Genomic DNA, 20,764 nt, shown 5'->3' with positions numbered 1-20,764 from the left:
TCAACAACCTTGTCGTCGTTCGCCACGGGTACTCCGATTCGGCCGTACGTACGGGTGGGGGGTCAGGTGAGGTCGCCGAACTCGCTGTCGATGAAGGCGAGCACCTCGTCGGCGGTGGCCGCGCGGAGGGTCTCGTCGCCGTCGGCGGGGCCGGTCGGGGCGGCGGCGGTGGTTTCGAGGAGCCGCAGGATGCGGCGCAGCCGGTCGGCCGTCTCGGTGCGGGAGGGGTCGTCGGCGGTCAGGGCCTCGGCGGTGGTCTCCAGCCGGTCGAGGTCACGGCGCAGCCGTTCCCGCGGGCCGGGGCCGGTCGGCAGGAGGCGCAGCAGCAGGTGGTCGGCGAGGGCCGTCGGGGAGGGATGGTCGAAGACGAGGGTCGCCGGGATGTCCAGGCCGGTGGCCGCCTTCAGCTGGTTGCGGAGTTCGACGGCGGTGAGGGAGTCGAAGCCCTGGTCCTTGAACGCCTGGTCGGGGTCGACCTCGTCGGCGCGGGTGTGGCCGAGCACCTGGGCGGTGCGGTCCAGCACGAGGGCCAGGACGCGGGCCGGGCGGTCCTCGTCGGGGAGGGCGGCGAGGGTGGTCGCGAAGTCGGCGCCGGACGGCTCGGGCCGCCGTACCGCGGCACGGCGCGGCAGGTGGCCGAGCAGCGCGGACAGCAGGGCGGGGGCGGGCCGGTCGGGGTGGGTGGCGCGCAGCCGGGCGAGGTCGAGCGGGGCGGCGGTCACGGCCGGGGTCCGGGCGGTGAGCGCGGCGTCATAGAGGGCGAGTGCCCGTTCGGTGGGGAGCGTGCCGGTGCCGGTGCGCAGCAGCCGTTCGCGGTCGCGTGCGCCGAGGGCGGCGGTCATGCCGCTGGCCTCGTCCCACAGTCCCCAGGCGATGGAGACGGCGGGCAGTCCGTCGGCGGCCCGCCGCTCGGCGAGAGCGTCGAGGTAGGCGTTGGCGGCGCAGTAGTTGGCCTGACCGGCGGCGCCGAAGGTGGCGGAGGCGGAGGAGAACAGGACGAAGGAGGACAGGTCCAGGGCGCGGGTCAGCTCGTCGAGATGGCGGGCGCCGTGTGCCTTGGCGTGCAGGACCCGCTCGACGCGGTCGGGGGTGAGGGAGGTCAGGACGCCGTCGTCGACGGTGCCGGCGCAGTGCACGACGCCGGTGAGGCGGTGTCCTTCGGCGGCGAGCCGGTCGAGGAGCGCGGCCACGGCCGCCCGGTCGCCGACGTCGCAGGCGGCGAGGTGCGCCTCGGCTCCGGCGGCGGCGAGTTCGGCCAGGAGACCGGCGGCGCCGGGGGCCGCGTCGCCGGAGCGCGAGGTCAGCACGAGACGGCGTACGCCGTGCCGGTCGGCCAGGTGGCGGGCGACCCGTGCGCCGAGGGTGCCGGTGCCGCCGGTGACGAGGACCGTCCCCCCGGGCGCCGGGTCGGGGGCGACGGTGAGCACCGCCTTGCCCACGAGCCGGGCGCGGGCGACGGCCCGGAACGCCTCGGGGGCCCGGTGGACGTCCCAGGTCGTGACGGGCGGCGGGGTCAGGCTGCCGTCGGCGAAGAGGGCGGTGAGTTCGTCGAGCATCTCCCGGATGCGGTCGGGGCCCGCGTCGCCGAGGTCGAAGGCACGGTGGCGGACGCCCGGGTGGTCGGCGGCGACCCGGTCCGGGTCGCGCGGATCCGTCTTGCCGATCTCGACGAAGACCCCGCCGCGCGGCAGCAGTTCGAGCGAGGCGTCGGTGAACTCCCCGGCGAGGCAGTTCAGGACGACGTCCATGCCCGCGCCGGCGGTGTGCGTGAGGAACCGCTCGCGGAACCCGGTGTCGCGGGAGTCGGCGATGTGCGTGTCGTCGAGTCCGGCGGCGCGCAGCGCGTCCCACTTGGGCCGGGAGGCCGTCGCGTACACCTCGGCGCCCAGGAGCTGGGCGAGCCGGACGGCCACGGAGCCCACGCCGCCCGCTCCCGCGTGGACCAGGACCCGGCTGCCCGGGCCCACCCCGCCGAGGTCGCGCAGCCCGTACCAGGCCGTCAGCCCCGCCACGGGCGCGGCGGCGGCCCGCGCGAAGGTCCATCCCTCGGGTACGGGGGCGAGGAGCCGCTGGTCGGTCACGGCGACGGGCGCGAATGCGGCGTCGAGCAGGCCCGCCACCCGGTCCCCGGGCGCGAACCGGGTGACGCCCGGACCGGTCGCCAGCACCACCCCGGCGCCCTCGATGCCCAGTTCGGCGTTCCCGGGATACATGTCGAGGGCGATCATCGTGTCCCGGAAGTTCACCCCGGCGGCCCGTACGGCGACCCGCACCTCGCCCGGGGCCAGGTCGCGTTCCGCCTCGGGGTGGGGCACCAGTTCCAGGCCGCCGAGGGAGCCGTGGCGGACGCGGTCCAGCCGCCAGGGGCGGGCCGGCGCCCGCAGCGGCGCGTCCGCCTCCGCCCGCGCCAGCCGGCGCCCGTACACCCGCCCGGCACGGACGGCCACGTCGGGCTCGCCGCAGGCCAGGATCTCGGCGAGCGGCAGGCCCTGCGGCAGCGGGGTGTGCTCGGCGGGGGCGGGAGCCGAGGGGGTGTCCATGTCCACCAGCACGATGCGGCCCGGGTGTTCGGCCTGGGCGGCGCGCACCAGTCCGGCGGCGGCGGCCTGGGCGAGCGCGTCCTCCGTCTCCCCCGCCGAGGGCGAGAGCGGCGTCGATGTCGCCACGACGGCGGCCCTCCGGGTGACGACCACGAGCGGGACGGCCGCGTACCGCTCGTCGGCCAGCCACCCCTGCAGCAGCCGCAGGACGCGCCCGGTGACGTCCTCGACGGCACCGGACGGGCAAGGGGCCACCACGGCGTCGGGGAGGCCCTCGACGCGGGCGAGGTCGACGCTTCCGTCCTCGCGCACCGGCAGCGGGACCGGCTCCACGGGGGGCGCGTCCACGGGCACGGGCAGGTCGGTCCACTCGATCCGGAACAGCGCGTCGCGGTCGGGTGCCGCCGGCCCCGGCAGCCGGTCGGCCGAGGTCTCCCGCAGGACCAGCCCCTCGACGGTGACGACGGGGGCACCGTCGACGTCCACGGCCGCCAGGGACACCACCCCCTCCGCGCTGCGGATCAGGCGGACCCGCAGGGCGTCGGCGCCGGTCGCGTGGACCCGTACGCCGTTCCACGCGAAGGGCAGCCGGGCGGGGGCGCCGGGCGGCAGGTCCACGCCGAGCGCGTGCAGGGCCGCGTCCAGCAGGGCGGGATGCACGGCGAACCGGCCGGCCCGCCCCCGGTCGTCCTCGTCCAGTTCGACTTCGGCGTACAGCGTGCCGTCGTCGGCCCGCAGCACCGAGCGCAGGCCCTGGAAGGCGGGCCCGTAGTCGAACCCGGCCTCGATCAGGCCCGGGTAGAAGCCGTCGAGCGGCAGGGCCGTGGTCCGGGCCGGGGGCCAGGTGAGCGGCGCGGCGGCCGTGTCCGGGACCGTGCCGGGGGCGAGGGTGCCCTCGGCGTGCCGGGTCCAGGGCAGTGCGTCGTCGGCCGTACCGCCGGGAGCGACGGGACGGGAGTGGACGGCGACCGTACGCCGCCCCTCCTCGTCCGGCCCGCCGACGACGAGCTGGACGTCCGCCGCCGCGTCGGCGGACAGGGCCAGCGGGGTGGAGAGGGTCAGCTCCGGCAGCTCCGGGCAGCCGAGGCGCCGGCCCGCCCAACAGGCCATGTCCACGAAGGCGGTTCCGGGCAGCAGCACGGTGCCGAGCACCTTGTGGTCCGCCAGCCAGGGCTGTGTGGCGGGGGCGATCCGCCCGGTGGCGATCACCCCGTCCCCGTCGGGCCGGACGAGCCAGGTGCGCAGCAGCGGGTGGTCGGCCGCGCCGAGCCCGGCGGCCCGGAGTGCCCCGGCCGGAGCCGCGCCCGCGCCGTCGGGCCAGAAGCGGCGGTGCTGGAAGGCGTACGTCGGCAGGTCCGCACGGCGCGCCCCGGTCCCGGCGAACACCTCCCGCCAGCCCACGGCCACGCCGTGCACATGCAGTTCGGCCAGCGCGGACAGCAGCGCGGCCGCCTCGTCCCGGTCGCGGCGCAGCGCCGCGACACCGGCCGTCTCGGGGGAGGTCTCCTGGACGAGGCCGACGAGGGATCCGTCGGGGCCGACCTCCAGCACCGTGCTCACATCCTGCGCCCGCAACGCCCGTACCCCGTCGGCGAACCGGACCGTGGCCCGCACATGCCGAACCCAGTACTCAGGGGTCGACAGCTCCGGACCCGCCACCTCACCCGTCACGTTCGACACCACCGGAATCGACGCCTCACCGAACGCCACCCCCGCCAGCACCCCGGCGAAATCCTCCAGCATCGGCTCCATCAACACCGAATGGAAAGCGTGACTGACCGCCAACCGCTTCACCCGCCGCCCCTCAGCCAGGAAACGGTCGACCACCTCACGAACGGCATCCTCCGCGCCCGAAAGCACCAACGACGACGGACCGTTCACAGCAGCCACCGACACACCGCTCACCGGGGCGATCTCCGACTCCCGCGCCTCCACCGCCCACATCACGCCACCCGATGCCAACGCACCCATCAACCCCGCACGCGCCGCAACCACCCGACACGCATCCCCCAACGACCACACACCCGCCACATGAGCCGCCACCAACTCACCCAGCGAATGCCCCATCACCACATCAGCCCGCACCCCCCACGACACCAACAACCGGAACAACGCCACCTCCACCGCGAACAACGCCGGCTGAGCCCACCCCGTCGACTCCAACTCCTCCGCAAGACCGTCGAACACAACCTCTCGCAACGAATCCGGCAACAGCCCGTCAAACCCCGCGCACACCTCGTCGAACGCCTCCGCGAACACCGGAAACGCCTCATACAGACCACGCCCCATACCGACCCGCTGCGCACCCTGCCCCGAGAACACCACCGCCAGCCCGCCGCCCACGGCGCCCGTGCCCTGGACGAGCCCGGGATACGGGCGGCCCTGCGCCACCGCGTCGAGCGCGGCCCGGAGGGTGTCCTCGTCGGCGACCGGGACGGCGGCGCGGTGGTCGAGCGTGGCGCGGTGCGCGGCCAGGGTGAGGCCGATGTCGTGCAGGGCGGGCTGCCGCGGCGCGTCGTCCAGCCGGTCGCGCAGTCGAGCGGCCTGGGCGCGCAGGGCCGTCGCCCCCCGGGCCGACAGCACCAGGGGCACGACCGGCAGGGGACGGGCGTCGCCGCGACCCGGCCCGGGCTCAGCCTCGTCGGCGGCCGCCTCGGCCTCGTCTCCCTGTTCGAGGATGACGTGGGCGTTGGTGCCGCTGACGCCGAACGACGACACACCGGCCCGGCGCGGACGCCCCGAATCCGGCCAGTCGCGGGCCTCCGTCAGCAGTTCCACCGCGCCCGCCGACCAGTCCACCTGCCCTGTCGGCTCGTCCACGTGCAGGGTGCGCGGCAGCACCCCGTGCCGCAGCGCCATGACGGTCTTGATGACCCCGGCCACACCCGACGCGGCCTGGGCGTGGCCAAGGTTCGACTTCAACGAGCCCAGATACAGGGGTCGTTCACGGTCCTGCCCGTACGCGGCCAGTACGGCCTGTGCCTCGATCGGGTCGCCGAGCCGGGTCCCCGTGCCGTGCGCCTCGACGGCGTCCACCTCGGACGGCGACAGTCCCGCACTCGCCAGCGCGTCCCGGATCACCCGCTGCTGCGACGGACCGTTGGGGGCGGTCAGTCCGTTGGAGGCGCCGTCCTGGTTCACCGCCGAACCGCGGACGACGGCCAGGACGGGGTGTCCGTTGCGCCGCGCGTCCGACAGCCGCTCGACCACCAGCACACCCACGCCCTCCGACCACCCGGTGCCGTCGGCCGTGTCCGCGAACGCCTTGCAGCGGCCGTCGGCGGCGAGGCCGCCCTGGCGGGCGAAGGCCTCGTAGGCGGCGGTGGTGGCCATCACGGCGGCGCCGCCGACGAGAGCGAGGCGGCATTCGCCGTCGCGCAGCGCCCGGACGGCGTTGTGCAGGGCGACGAGGGAGGAGGAGCAGGCCGTGTCGACGGTGACCGCCGGGCCCTCCAGACCGAGCGTGTACGCGATCCGGCCGGAGAGGACGCTGCCGGCCGAGCCGGTGAGGGCGTAGTCCTTGCCCTCCTCGGTGGCGAGGGCCAGGGAGGCGTAGTCGAAGTGCCCGGCGCCGACGAAGACACCGGTACGGCTGCCCCGCAGTGACAGCGGGTCGATGCCGGCCCGTTCGATCGCCTCCCAGGAGGTCTCCAGGAGGAGCCTCTGCTGCGGGTCCATCGCCAGGGCCTCGCGGGGGGAGACACCGAAGAACGCGGCGTCGAACCCGGCGAGGTCGTGCAGGAATCCGCCCTCGCCGGGGAGGGCGTGCCCGTCTCCGGATGCGGCCGTGCTCCAGCCCCGGTCGGCCGGGAAGGGGGTGATGCCGTCGCGTCCCTCGGCGACCAGGCGCCACAGATCCTCGGGTGAGGTCACTCCGCCGGGCAGACGGCAGGACATCGCGACCACGGCGACGGGGTCGTCGCCCGCCACCGGTACGGGGGCCGGCACCGGCGCGGCGGCCCGGCCGGGGGTGAGCAGGTCGCGCAGTGCGGCGGCGACGGCGGTGGGGGTGGGGTGGTCGAAGGCGAAGGTGCTGGGCAGGGTCAGACCCGTGGCGGCGGCCAGCCGGTTGCGCAGGTCCACGGCGGTCACGGAGTCGAGGCCGAGGTCCCGGAAGGCGGCCCCGGCGCCGACCTCGGCCGTGTCGGCGTGCCCGAGGGCCGTGGCGGCGGACGAGCGTACGAGGTCCAGCAGACGGCGGTCGCGGTCGCGGTCGGTGAGACCGGCGAGGGCGTCCGCCAGGGCGGAGGGCCTGGCTGTGCCCTGTTCGCCCGGGGAGGCGTCGGTGGCCGGGGGCGTGTCGGCGGCGTCGGGGATGTCGTCGAGGAGGGTGCGGCGGCGGGAGAGCCGGAATCCGGTGGCGAAGGCCCGCCAGTCCATGTCGGTGACGGTCAGCCGGGTCTCGTTGCGGGCGACGGCGTCGACCAGCGCGCCGACGGCCGTGTCCGGGTCCATGGCCCGCAGGCCGATCCTCTCGAACACGCGCTGGGTCCGGTCGTCGACCATTCCGCCACCGCCCCAACTGCCCCACGCCACACAGGTGGCGGCCAGGCCGCGGGCCCGGCGGCGGGCGGCGAGGGCGTCGAGGTGGGCGTTGGCGGCGGCGTAGGCGGCCTGGCGGGCACCGCCCCACACGGCGGCGCCGGAGGAGAAGAGGACGAAGGCGTCGAGGTCGCGGTCGGCGAGGAGGTCGTCCAGGTGGCGGGCGCCGCTCACCTTCCCGTCCGCCATCGCGGCGAGGTCGGCGGGGGTGGCGGCGTCGAGGCGGCCGAGCGCGCTGACGCCCGCGGCGTGCACGACGGCGGTGAGGGGGTGGTCGGCGGGGATCGCGTCGAGGACGGCGGCCAGCGCGTCCCGGTCGGCCGTGTCGCAGGCCGCGAGGGTCACCTGGGCGCCCAGGGCACGCAGTTCTTCGGCCAGTTCGACGGCTCCGGGGGCCTCGGCGCCCCGGCGGCCGGTCAGGACGAGGTGGTCGACGCCGTCCGCCGCCAGTCGGCGGGCGACATGGCCGCCGAGGGCGCCCGTGCCGCCGGTGATCAGGACCGTGCCGCGGGGGCGCCAGTGCCGGGCGGGTGTCGCGGTGGGGCGCGGGGCGCGGACGAGGCGGCGGACGTGGGGGCCCGTGCCCCGCAGCGCCCACTCCTGTTCGTCGCCGGGGGCGGCGAGGACGGCGCCGAGCGTGCGGGCCGCCGTGTCGTCGAGCCGTGCCGGCAGGTCGACGAGGCCGCCCCAGATGCCGGGCGTCTCCAGTCCGACGACCCGGCCGAGCCCCCAGATCTGGGCCTGCTCGGGACTGGGTCCGTGGTCGGTGGTGCGGGGGTCGGCGGAACCGGGTTCGCAGCCGCCGGGACCGAGGGTGCCGGGTTCGGCGGCCGCGCCGTCCGCGCGTGTGGTGACCGCTCCCCGGGTGAGGCACCACATCCTCGGACCGGTCCCGCCGGCGTCCAGGAGCGCCTGCACGGCCGTCAGCGTGGCGGCGACCCCGGCGGGGACGGCGGGGTGGCCGGGATGGGGGCGTACGTCGGTGCCGAGGAGCGAGACGACACCGGCCGCGGAGCCGTGGCGGCGCAGGAGCGCGGCGAGTTCCTCGCGTCGCGTGGCCGCGGTGACCACGATCGGGTGAACACGGGCGGCGCCGTGTGCGAGCAACGCCCGCGTCGTCCAGTCCACCAGGCCGGGGGCGTCCGTCGGGCCGGGGGCGTCCACCAGGCCGGGGGCGTCCATCGGGCCGGGGGCGTCCGTCGGGGCGGGGCGCACGGTGCCGTCGTGTGGGTCCTCGCCGGGTGTCAGCAGCACCCAGTCTCCGGTGAGTCCCTGGTCCGACGGTTCGGGGACGGGTTTCCAGGTGACGCGGTAGCGGCAGCGGTCGATCGCGGAGGAGCGGCGGGAGTCGGCCCGCCGGGCCGCCAGCGCGCGCACCGTGTCCGCGAGGGAGTCGTCGGGCCGGATGCCCAGCCGCTCCGCCACCCCGGGGACGTCGTCCCGGTCGACGGCCTCCCACAGGTCGGCCGTGGCGGGGTCGTCCGTGCCGGCCCTCGAGGGCCTGCCCAGCCAGTGCCGGGAGCGCTGGAAGGGGTAGGTCGGCAGCTCGACGCGGCGGCCGCCGGTGCCGGCGAGGAGCGCCGTCCAGTCGACGTCCGCTCCGTGCGTGTACGCCTCCGCGAGCGCCTCCACGAACCGCTCGGGCCGGCCCCCCGGCCCCCGTCGGAGGGTGCCGAGTACGGCGGTGGTCCCCTCGACGGTGTCCAGGGTGCCCTGGACCGCGCCGACGAGCACCGGGTGCGGACTGACCTCGACGAACACGGTGTGGCCGTCGTCCAGCGCGGCGCGGGTGGCCTCCTCGAACCGGACGGTGTGGCGCAGGCTGCGGTACCAGTAGCCGGCGTCGAGGCCGGTCGTGTCCAGGCGGCCGCCGGTGAGCGACGAGTAGTAGGCGACTCGGCCCGGGAGGGGGCGTACGGGTGCGAGGAGGCCGGTGACGCGGTCCTCCAGGGCGGCGACGCTCGGGGAGTGGGAGGCGTAGTCGACGTCGACGCGGCGGGCACGTACGCCGTCACGGGCGCAGGCGGCCGCCAGCGCGTCCAGCTCCGCCGCGTCACCGGTGACGACGGTCGACGCCGGGCCGTTGACGGCGCCGATGCCGAGGCGGCCGGAGTGGGCGAGCAGACGGGCGCGTACGGCGTCGGCCGGTTCGGCGACGGAGAGCATGCCGCCCCGCTCCGGCAGTTCGGTCAGGGCCCGCGAGCGCAGGGCGACGACGCGGGCGCCGTCGTCGAGCGTCAGCGCGCCGGCGACGACCGCGGCGGCGATCTCGCCCTGGGAGTGGCCGAGCACCGCGTCGGGCCGGAGCCCGCAGGCGGCCCACAGTTCGGCGAGGGACACGGCGACCGCCCACAGCACGGGCTGCACCACGTCCACACGTGTCAGCAGCCGGGCGACGTCCGGTGCCCGCAGTACATCGGTGAGCCGCCGGTCGGTGTACGGGGCGAGGGCGGCCTCGCACGCGGCCATGCGGCGGGCGAACACCGGGGAGGAGTCCAGCAGGTCGACCGCCATGCCCGCCCACTGGGAGCCCTGGCCGGGGAAGACGAAGACGGTGCGGGCGGCGCCGGGGAGCGCGTGCCGCCCGCGGACGAGTCCCTGGGGCGTGCCGTCCTCGGCGGCCTGCGCCAGCAGGGTGAGCAGGCCGTCACGGTCGGGTGCGAGGGCGACCGCGCGGTGCTCCAGGGACACCCGGGTGGTGGCGAGCGAGCGGGCGACATCCGCCGCGGACGCGCCGGGGGTGGCCTCCAGGTACCGGTGCAGGGTCCGGGCCCGGTCCCGCAGCGCCGGCCGGGAGCGGGCGGTGAGCGGCCAGGGCAGCAGGGGCGGCGTGGTGAAGGGCACGGTGGCACGGGCGGGGTCGTGGTCGGTGGCACCGGCGTTCGCGTCCGGGGCGTGGAAGTGCGTGTCGTCGGGGGCCTGTTCGAGGATGACGTGGGCGTTGGTGCCGCTGATCCCGAACGACGACACACCCGCCCGGCGCGGACGGCCCGTCTCCGGCCACTCCGTGGCGTCGGTCAGCAGCCGTACCGTGCCGTCGGACCAGTCCACCTCAGGCGTGGGCTCGGTGACGTGCAGGGTCGGCGGGAGGACACCGTGCCGCATCGCCAGCATCGTCTTGACGACACCGGCGGCACCGGCGGCGGCCTGGGTGTGGCCGATGTTGGACTTCAGGGAGCCCAGCCACAACGGCCGGTCGGCGGGACGGCCCGCGCCGTACACGCCGAGCAGGGCCTCGGCCTCGATGGGGTCGCCGAGCCGGGTGCCGGTGCCGTGCGCCTCGACGGCGTCGATGTCGGCGGCGGTGAGCCCGGCGTCGGCGAGCGCGGCCCGGATGACGCGTTCCTGCGCGGGCCCGCTGGGCGCGCTGAGGCCGTTGGAGGCGCCGTCCTGGTTCACCGCCGACCCCCGGACGACCGCGAGGACCGGGTGCCGGTTGCGCCGGGCGTCGGAGAGCCGCTCGACCAGGAGCAGTACGGCGCCCTCGGACCAGCCGGTGCCGTCGGCACCGGCCCCGAACGCCTTGCAGCGGCCGTCCGCCGCGAGGCCGCCCTGCCGCTCGAAGCTGACGAAGGTGCCCGGTGTGGGCAGCACGCACACCCCGCCGGCCAGCGCCAGGTCGCAGTCGCCGCGCCGCAGCGCCTGGGCGGCCAGATGCAGGGCGACCAGCGACGACGAACAGGCGGTGTCCACGGTGACCGCCGGGCCGTCGAAGTCGAAGGTGTAGGCGATCCGGCCGGAGGCCACGCTCGCGGTGGTGCCGGTGAGCACGTGTCCGCCGGTGTCGTCGGACGCCTCGTCCAGACGCGGACCGTACTCCTGGGCCACCAGCCCGGCGAAGACGCCCGTCCGCCGGGACTCGGGGGAACGCGGGGCGATCCCGGCACGTTCGAAGGCCTCCCAGGCGGTCTCCAGCAGCAGCCGCTGCTGGGGGTCCATGGCGGCCGCCTCGCGCGGGGAGATGCCGAAGAAGCCCGCGTCGAAACCCGCCACGTCCGGCAGGAAGCCACCCGGGTACGCGACGTCCCATCCCCGGTCGGCCGGCACCTCGCCGATGGCGTCGTGGCCGCCTGACACCAGCTCCCACAGGCGCTGGGGCGAGTCCACGCCGCCCGGCAGCCGGCAGCCGACGCCGACGATCGCGATCGGCTCGCGCGCGCTGTCCTCGGCCCTGCGCAACCGCCCGCGTGTCTCGTGGAGTTCGGCCGTGACACGCTTGAGGTACGCGACCAGCTTCTCGGATCCGGCCGCCGACTCCGAGGCCGTCCGCGTCCCCGAGGCCGTCTGCGTCCCCGAGGCTGTCTCCGGACCCGAGGCCGTCTCCGGACCCGAGGCCGTCTCATGCCCCGGGGCCGTCTCACGCCCCGCCGACGGGCCCGGTGCCGGGTGCGCCGTGGCACCCGCCGCCGTCCGCGGTGCCGACCCCGATGCCGCTTCCGCCATGTCCGTCACTCCCCGTGCTCCTGCCGGTCGTTGCCGAGTTCCCGGTCGATGAAGGAGAAGATCTCGTCGACGCTCGCCGTGCTCAGTGCCGCCCGCACACCGCCGGCGTCGCCGGGTGCCGCGCCGTTCGGGCCGTGGGCGCTCGTCACGCCGTTCGCGCCGGCGCCCGCCCCGTCGCCGCCCGCGCCCGCCATCGGGGCGCGCGCGTCGGCCGTCGGCGCGTTGCCGGTGTACGGCTCCTCGCACCGGGCGAGCAGCGCGCGCAACCGGCCCGCCGCGTGGCGCAGTTCGGCGGGGTCGGCGGGCGCGCCGGTGAGGAGTTCCTCCAGCCGGCCGATGCCGTCGGCGAGTGTCCCCGCGGTGGCCGGCGGGTCCGGCGGGGCGAGGCGGACGCGCAGGTACTGGGCGACCGCCTGGGGCGTGGGCTGGTTGAACAGCAGTCCGGCGGGCATGCGGTGGCCGCTCGCGGCGGTCAGCCGGTTGCGGAGTTCGACGCCCATCAGGGAGTCGAACCCCAACTCCTTGAAGGTGCGGGCCGCGTCCACCCGTCGCCCGTCGTGGTGGCCGAGTACGGCGGCGGCGTACGCGCGGACCTGTTCGAGCAGGGCGGCCTCCTGTTCCTGCACGGAGCCGCCGGCCTCGACCGACAGCCGTGGCGGCGAGGCGTGGAGGTGGTGCGTCGGCCCGTCGTTCCCGTCCCGGTGGCCGGGGCCGGGGGCGGCCGCGTCGCGCCAGGCGCTGCCGGCGAGTTCGCGGTAGAGCGGCGCCGCCGTGCCCTCGTGGGCCGACCGGCGCACCACCGGCAGGGACAGCGCCAGCGGCAGTCGCACCGCGGGACCCGGCCGGCACAGGGCTGCGTCGAGGAGCGCGAGGCCGGGCTCGGGGTCGAGCGGCAGCAGGCCCGTGCGGCGCATCCGGCGCAGGTCGGTCTCGGTGAGGCCGCCGGTCATGCCGGCGCCGGGTGCCCACGGCCCCCAGGCGAGTGAGACGGCGGGCAGCCCTTGGGCGCGGCGCGCTTGCGCCAGCGCGTCGAGGAAGGTGTTGCCCGCCGCGTAACTGCCTTGTCCCGCAGCCCCGTTGATGCCGGAGACGGACGAGAACAGGAGGAACGCCGCGAGGTCGGCCCCGGCGGTCAGCTCGTGCAGGTGCCACGCCGCGTCGATCTTGGGCCGCAGCACCCGGTCGAGGTCGTCCGGGTCGATGGACTCGACGACGGAGTCGTGGAGAACCCCGGCCGTGTGCACGACCGCGGTCAGCGGGTGTGCGTCCGGTATCCGCGCGAGGACGGCGGCGAGCGCGTCCCGGTCGGCCACGTCACAGGCGGCGAGCGTGACCGTCACGTCCCCTCCCGCACCGATCGCCGTGAGGACGTCGCCGATGTCCGGGGTGTCGCCGCCCCGGCGGCTGACCAGCAGCAGGTTCCGGACCCCGTGCCGCACGACGAGATGCCGGGCGACCAGCCGGCCCAGGGCACCGGTACCGCCGGTGACGAGGACGGTGCCGGCGGGGTCGAGGACCGCCTCGGCCGGGTCGAGGACGGTCCCGGCCGGGTCGAGGGCAACGCCCGCGGGCTCGGCGGTGCCGGATGGCCGGCCGTTCTTCGTATCGGGCTCGGGCCGTGGCGGCTGGAGAGTCGGCGGCGCAAGGACAGGAGGGCGTGGTGCGAGGGGCGTCGGACGGACGATGCGGGGCGCGTGCAGGCGGCCGGCCCGTACCGCGACCTGGGGTTCGCCGCAGGCGACCGCCGCGGGCAGGGCCTCGGCTGACATCGGGGCGTCGTCCAGGTCCACGAGCAGGAACCGGCCGGGGTGCTCGGTCTGCGCGGTGCGGAACAGCCCCCACGCGGGCGCCTCCCCGGGCTCGCACGGTTCGCCGTCGACCGAGACCGCCCGCCGGGTGACGACGACCAGCCGGATGTCGGCGAGCCGTTCGTCGGCCAGCCATGCCCGGACCAGCCGGGCCGCTCCACGAGCGACGGAGCGGGCGGCGGCCACCGTGCCGGCGGCGGGCCCGGGGGCACCCGAACCTCCGCCCGCCGCACCCTCATGGCAGTGGGCGGCGACAAGATCCGGGAGCGCGCCCGTGGCGGTGAGGGAGGCGAGGTCCCGGTGGTGCTCGGCGCCCGGCAGGGCGCCGGCGGGAAGGAGAGCGGGGTCGCCGAGCAGTGCCCAGCGGGCGGACGGCGGGTCGAGCGGCCGCTCGACCGGGCGCCAGGCGAGTTCGTACGGCGTGGCGTCGGCGTGGTGGGGAGCGGACGCCTCGGTGGAGGGCGCCAGCGGGCGTGAGGTGAGCGTGCCGACGCTCGCCACCAGGCGCCCGGAAGGATCCGTGATCCGGACGCCGACAGCGACGTCGCCGGCGCCGCCACCGCCACCGCCACCGCCAGGACCGTCGCCTTCGCCGTCGACGTGGTCCGACGGGCTGATCCGGGCCCGCAGGCGGCCGGTCGCGGCGCCCGGGACGCTGACGTCGCGGTACGTCGCCGCGCACCAGGCCGTGTCGCCGTCCGACCGTGTCAGCCGCAGGGCGTGCAGCACGCCTTCCAGCAGCGCCGGATGCAGTGCGAAGTCGCCGGCTGCGACCCGGTCGGTGTCCGGTGCGACCAGCTCGGCCCAGACATCGGCGCCGCGCCGCCACACCTTGCGCAGTCCGTCGAGGCCGGGCCCGTAGGCGATCCGCGCCCCCGCGTCGTCCGGGTCGGACGCGTCGGTGAGCGTGCGGACGTCCACCGCCTCGGCACCACTCGGCGGCCACTCCCCCGCCCCGTCCGTGCCGACGGTCGCGCCCGGTCCGTCGGCCCCGACGCCCGCGGGGAGCGCGAGGGTCCCGGGGGTCGCGGTGGCCAGGGCGCCCTGCGCGCACCGGACCCATCCGGCGTCGACACCTTCGGGACGGGCGTGCACGGTCACGGGGCGGTGGCCGTGCACGCCGTTCTGGGGTCCCACCGTGACCTGCAGCTCCAGCGCCCCGTGCGGGGGCGGCACGAGAGGTGCCGTGGGCCGCAGTTCGACGATGTGTCCGGCGCCGGTCTCGCGCGCGGCGGTGACCGCGAGGTCCAGGAGGACCGTGTCGGGGACGGCCGGCCTGTCGCCCACGGTGCGGTCGCCGAGCCACGGTTGAGCGGTCCGGCAGAGCCGGCCGGTCAGCGTGGTGTGCCCGGCGGCCGCGAGGGTGAGGGCCGAGGTGAGCAGCGGGTGGCCGAGCGGCGTCGTACCGGGCGCGGCGGGAACGTGCGCCGAGGCCGGGGCGAGCCAGTAGCGGCGGCGCTGGAAGGCGTAGGTCGGCAGGGCGCCGGGCGGGGCGGGCGGACGCCCCTCGAAGACCGCCGCCCAGTTCGGCGCGTGGCCGGTCACGTGCAACCGGGCCACGGCTGCCATGACGCTCTGCGGCTCGGGCCGGCCCCGGCGCAGCATCGGAACCACGAGCGCGTCCGCCCCGGCCGTGGCGACTGCCGCCGCGCGCGCCCGCTCCGCGCCGGGCCCGTCGCTCCCTTCCGCGAGACTCTCCCGCACCATCGCGCCTAGCACGCCGTCCGGCCCCAGTTCCACGTAGCGCGTCGTGCCCAGCGCCCGCAGCCGGCGGACACCGTCGTGGAAGCGGACGGTCTCGCGTGCGTGGCGGACCCAGTAGCCGGGCGAGCACAGGTCGTCGTCCGTGGCCGGTTCGCCGGTGACGTCGCTGATGACGGAGAGCGCCGGCGGGTGGTACGTCACCGAGCGGGCGACCTCCTCGAAGGCGGCGAGCATCGCGTCCATGTGGGGCGAGTGGAAGGCGTGGGAGACCCGCAGCCGACGGGTACGGCGGCCCCGGCGTTCCCAGTTCCGTGCCGCGCCGGTCACGGCCCCGGCGTCACCGGAGATCACCACGGACATCGGGCCGTTGACGGCGGCGAGAGCGAACTCGCCCTCGTGTCCGTCGAGTTCGGGCAGGATCTCCGCCTCGGTGGCCTCCACGGCGACCATGGCGCCGGTCTCCGGCAGGACCTGCATCAGCCGCCCACGGGCCGCGACGAGCCGGCAGGCGTCCGGCAGCGACAGCACCCCGGCGACATGGGCCGCCGCGAGGGCGCCGACGGAGTGCCCGAGCAGGTGGTCGGGGGTGATCCCCCAGTGCTCCAACTGCCGGAAGAGAGCCACTTCGAGGGCGAACAGCGTGGGCTGCGCGTACTCCGTGCGGTCGAGCAGACCCGTCTCGTCGGCCAGGACCTTCGCCAGGGGCTGGGGCAGGTGCGCGTCGAGATGGGCCGCCACCTCGTCGAGGGCGCGCCGGAACACGGGGTGGGTGGCGGCCAACTCCGTTCCCATACCGGTTCGCTGGCTGCCCTGGCCGGTGAAGAGGAAGGCGGTGCGCCCCTCGGCGGCCGTCGCCCCGAAGGCCAGGGGTGTGTCGACCCCTGCGGCCAGGGCGTCCAGGCCGGCCAGGGCCTCGTCCCGGTCGGCGGCCACGACGGCGGCACGGTGCGACAGCGCGGACCGGGTCACGGCCAGTGCGTGCCCGAGCCCGCCGAGGGCGGCCTCCGGGAGGTTTCCGGCGAGCCGGGCGCGCAACCGCCCGGCCTGCGCCCGCAGCGCGCTCCCGGTCGCGGCCGACAGGACCAGGGGTACCGGGGCCGCCGCCCCCGGCAAGGGGCCCGGCCGTTCGGCCCGCCCAACCGCGCCGCCGTCGCCTTCCGCAGCGGCACCGGCACCGGCACTAGCACCGGCACCCACGTCACGACCACCGCCACCGCCACCGCCACCGCTCACGACCCCGACCGGCGCCTGTTCGAGGACGACATGCGCATTCGTCCCGCTGATCCCGAACGACGACACCCCGGCCCGGCGCGGACGGCCCGTCTCCGGCCACGGCTGGGACTCGGTCAGCAGTTCCATAGCCCCCGCCGACCAGTCGACGTGGGGCGAGGGTTCGGCCACGTGCAGGGTGCGCGGCAGCACCCCGTGCCGCAGTGCCATGACGGTCTTGATGACCCCGGCCACTCCGGCCGCGGCCTGGGCGTGGCCGATGTTCGACTTCAACGACCCCAGGCGCAACGGCCGTTCACGGTTCTGCCCGTAGGTGGCGAGCAGCGCGTGGGCCTCGACGGGGTCGCCGAGCCGCGTGCCCGTCCCGTGGGCCTCCACGGCGTCCACCTCGGCGGGTGACAGCCCGGCACTGGCCAGCGCGTCACGGATCACGCCTTGCTGGGCGGAGCCGTTGGGAGCGGTGAGGCCGTTCGAGGCACCGTCCTGGTTGACGGCCGAGCCACGCAGCACGGCGAGAACGCGGCGGCCGTTGCGGCGGGCGTCGGAGAGGCGTTCGACGACGAGGACGCCCACCCCTTCGGACCAGCCGGTGCCGTCGGCCCCCGCGCCGAACGCCTTGCAGCGGCCGTCTCCCGCCAGCCCGCCCTGGCGCGCGAACTCCGCGAACAGTCCTGGGGTGGCCATCACCGCCACCCCCGCGGCGAGGGCCGTCGAGCACTCCCCCCGCCGGAGGGACTCGGCGGCGAGGTGGAGGGCGACGAGCGAGGACGAGCAGGCCGTGTCCACCGTGACGGCCGGGCCCGCGCAGCCGAGGACGTAGGACAGACGCCCGGAGAGGACCCCGGCCGTGTTCCCGGTCAGCAGATGGCCCCGCAGGTCGTCGGGGGCGTCGTGGAGCCGGGGGCCGTACTCCTGGGACATGGCGCCGACGTAGACGCCGGTCCGGGTCGAGCGCAGGGACGACGGGGCGATGCCCGCTCCTTCCAGGGCCTCCCACGCGGTCTCCAGGAGCAGTCGCTGCTGCGGGTCCATCGCCAAAGCCTCGCGCGGCGCGATGCCGAAGAGGTCGGCGTCGAAGTCGGCGGCGTCGGTGAGGAAGCCGCCCCGGTGTCCCTCGTCGTCCCAGCCGCGATCGGCCGGCGGCGCGGAGATCGCGTCGATCCCGTCCAGGAGGGCCCGCCACAGCCCCTCGGGATCACGGATGCCGCCGGGCAGCCGGCAGGCCATCCCGACGATCGCGATCGGCTCCCCGGCCGCGACGGCGGCCGGGGCCGGGGGTGCCGCCTCCGCCCCGGGGCTCTCTCCGAGGTGCCGGGCGAGCGCGGCGGGCGTGGGGTGGTCGAACAGCAGGGTGCTGGGCAGCCGGCGGCCGGTCGCCGCACCCAGCCGGGTGCGCAGTTCGAGGGCCAGGTGGGAGTCCAGGCCGAGGTCCTTGAAGGTCAGCCCCGGGTCGACGTCCGCCGCCGCGTCATGCCCCAGGACGGCGGCGGCCTCGGCCCGCACGAGGTCGAGGTGATCGCGCGGGGTGGGCGCGGCCGGGCGCTCCGGGCCGGTGCCGGGCTCCTCCGGAGCGGTACCGGGGCCCGGCCGGGCGCCGAGGTGGTCCGGCCCGGTACCGAGGTGGTCAGGTGGCGTGCCGAGGTGGTCCGGCCCGGTACCCGGACGTCCGGGTTCGTCGCCGGAGGTGTCCGAGGCGCCGAGGCCGTCGTACGGGGCCGGGGTCCCGGAACCGTCGCGCGTACCGGTCGCACCGCTCACGTCGTCGGCGGGGGCGAGCCAGTGCCGCCGGCGCTGGAAGGGGTACGTCGGCAGCTCGACGGGCGGGCCGGGCCGGTGTCCGGCGAGGGTGGGTGTCCAGTCCACGTCCGTCCCCGCGACGAACGCCTGGGCCAGGCTCGCCGCGAACTGCGCCGGGCCGCCGTGGTTGCGGCGCAGCGTGGGGACGGCCACCGGATCGCCACCGGCGTGTTCGACGGTGTCGGCCACCGAGGTGGTGAGGACCGGGTGGGGGCTGATCTCGATGAAGGTGTGGTGGCCCGCCTCGGCCAGCGCCGTGACGGCGGCGGCGAAGGCGACCGGCTCGCGCAGGTTCCGGTACCAGTAGGCACCGTCCAGCCGCGGCCCGTCCTTGCCGAGCACCACCTGCCCCCGGTCGACCGTGGAGTGCAGGGGCACCCGGGCGGGCAGCGGGGTGATGTCCGTCAGGGCGTCGAGGAGTTCGGCGCGCACGGCCTCGACGCGGGAGGAGTGGGACGCGTAGTCCACGGCGATGCGCCGGGCGCGTACGTCGTCGGCTGCGCAGGAGGCCAGCAGGTCGTCGAGCGCGGCGGTGTCGCCGGCCACCACGACCGAGCCGGGGCCGTTGACGGCGGCGATCTCGACCCGTCCGCCGAGTGGCGCCAGCCGGGCGCGGGCGTGTTCCTCTGACTCGGGGACGGCCACCATCCCGCCGCTGCCCGACAGCCGGCGGCCGATCAGTTCGGCCCGGCGTACGGCGATCCGCGCGCCGTCGGCCAGGGAGAGCGCCCCGGCCACACAGGCCGCGGCGACCTCCCCCTGCGAGTGTCCGACGACCGCGGCGGGCTCCACCCCGTGGGCGCGCCACATCTCGGCGAGGCTGACCATGACGGCCCACAGCACGGGCTGGAGCACCTCGACACGGTCCGGGGCCGGGGCGCCGGGCGCGGACCGCAGCACATCGGTCGGCGACCAGTGGACGCAGGCGGTGAGGGCGCGCTCGCAGCGGTCCCAGGCGGCGGCGAACTCCGGTCGGGTGTCGAGGAGTTCGACGGCCATCCCGGCCCACTGGGAGCCCTGGCCGGGGAAGACGAAGACGGGGCCGGGGCCGGACCGGGTGGGTGCCGGGGCGGGCGAGGTGACGAGGCCGGGGGACCGTTCGCCCGCCGCTAGCGCCGTGAGGCCGCGAAGCCTGGCGGTGTGGTCGGAGCCGAGCACCACGGCCCGGTGCGGGAAGAGGGTACGGGTCGTCAGCAGGGCGTGGCCGACGTCGGCGGGCGCGGCCCCGGGGTCGGCGCGCAGCATCGCCCGCGCACGGTCGGCGAGTGCCTGGGGGGTACGGGCGGACAACACCCACGGCACCACGGCGGGGGCAGGGGCCGAGGCGGAGTGCGTGTCCTCGTCCCAACTGGACAGCACCACATGGCAGTTCGTACCGCCCAGCCCGAACGCGCTGACGCCGGCGACGCGCGGTGATCCCGCGGTGTCCGGCCAGGGCTCGGCCGTGCGCTGGACGGCGATCCCCAGGTCACGCAGCGGGATACGGGGGTGCGGAGTCTCGTGGTGGAGCGTCGGCACGAGACGGGCGTCGCGCAGGCACAGCACCGTCTTGAGGAGACCGGCGATTCCGGCGGCGCCCTCCAGGTGCCCGATGTTGGTCTTGACCGAGCCGACCCGCAGCGGCCGGCCGGCGGGGCGGGCCGTGCCGAGGGCGCGGCCGAGCGCGGCGGCCTCGGCGGGGTCGCCCTCGGGCGTTCCGGTGCCGTGGAGTTCGACGTACTGGAGGTCGGCCGGGTCGGTGTCCGCACGTTCGCAGGCGAGGAGGAGCACCTCGCGCTGGGCGTCGGGGTCGGGGACGGTCAGGGCGCTGCCGCCGCCGTCGTTGTTGACGGCGCTGCCCCGGATCAGGCAGTGGACGCGGTCGCCGTCGGCGAGGGCCCGGGACAGGGGCTTGAGGACGACCAGGCCGCCGCCCTCGCCCCGGACGTATCCGTTGGCACGGGCGTCGAACGTGTGGCAGCGGCCGTCCGGGGAGAGTGCGCCGAGGCGGGCGACGGCGCGGGTGCTGTCGGGGGACAGGATCAGGTTGACGCCGCCGGCGAGCGCGAGTGCGCACTCGCCGCGCCGGAGGCTCTCCACGGCCAGGTGTACGGCGACGAGCGAGGAGGACTGGCCGGTGTCGACCGTGAGGCTGGGGCCGCGCAGGCCGAGGGTGTACGAGACGCGGTTGGCGAGGAGCGAGCGCTGCAGCCCGGTGAAGGTGTGTGCGGAGACGGCGTCGGGGCCGCAGCGCTGGACGATCCGGGCGTAGTCGTCGGCGAGGGCGCCGACGAAGACGCCCGTGCGGGTGCCGGCGAGTCCGGCGGGGACGGTGCCGGAGTGTTCCAGCGCCTCCCAGCCGAGTTCCAGCAGCAGACGTTGCTGGGGGTCCATGGCGGCGGCCTCGCGCGGGGAGACGCCGAAGAAGCCGGCGTCGAACGCGTCCACGTGGTCCAGGAATCCGCCCCGGGCCGGGAGCCCGGGAAGGTCGGGGACGGCCGCACGGCGGGCGGCGGGCACCTCGGCGACGGCGTCGCCGCCGCGGGCCAGCAGAGCCGCGAACTCCGCCGGGCTGCCGGCGCCGGGCAGTCGGCAGGCCATGCCGACCACGGCGATCGCCTCGGGCGTACCCGTCATCCGTTTCCCCTCCCTGGGGTCCAGCACGTGACGAGCCGGCGCACGCCGTCGGCCCGGCGGGGACCGGCCGTTCGGCGGCGGCTC

General features: G+C 76.6%; 2 protein-coding genes. Both read right to left on the bottom strand.

What is annotated here, in order from left to right; genetic code table 11:
• Positions 1-62: 62 nt before the first annotated feature.
• Complete coding sequence (locus ACZ6BB_RS39630) at positions 63-11,525, bottom strand: SDR family NAD(P)-dependent oxidoreductase (RefSeq protein WP_471619956.1); 11,463 nt, start codon at positions 11,523-11,525, stop codon at positions 63-65.
• 5 nt (positions 11,526-11,530) lie between these two features.
• Positions 11,531-20,680, bottom strand: a complete 9,150-nt coding sequence (locus ACZ6BB_RS39625) for a type I polyketide synthase (RefSeq protein ID WP_471619955.1) — start codon at positions 20,678-20,680, stop codon at positions 11,531-11,533.
• Between the last annotated feature and the right edge of the window lie 84 nt (positions 20,681-20,764).

Source organism: Streptomyces sp. NPDC041108 (assembly GCF_055592645.1).
The sequence above is the reverse complement of the archived record's forward strand: the minus strand, read 5'-3'. Positions and strand labels throughout refer to the sequence as shown.

What these genes read in the sequence shown, in the direction of transcription:
- ACZ6BB_RS39630 (WP_471619956.1), bottom strand. Translation starts at nt 11,525, where the DNA reads ATGGCGGAAGCGGCATCGGGGTCGGCACCGCGGACGGCGGCGGGTGCC.
- ACZ6BB_RS39625 (WP_471619955.1), bottom strand. Translation starts at nt 20,680, where the DNA reads ATGACGGGTACGCCCGAGGCGATCGCCGTGGTCGGCATGGCCTGCCGA.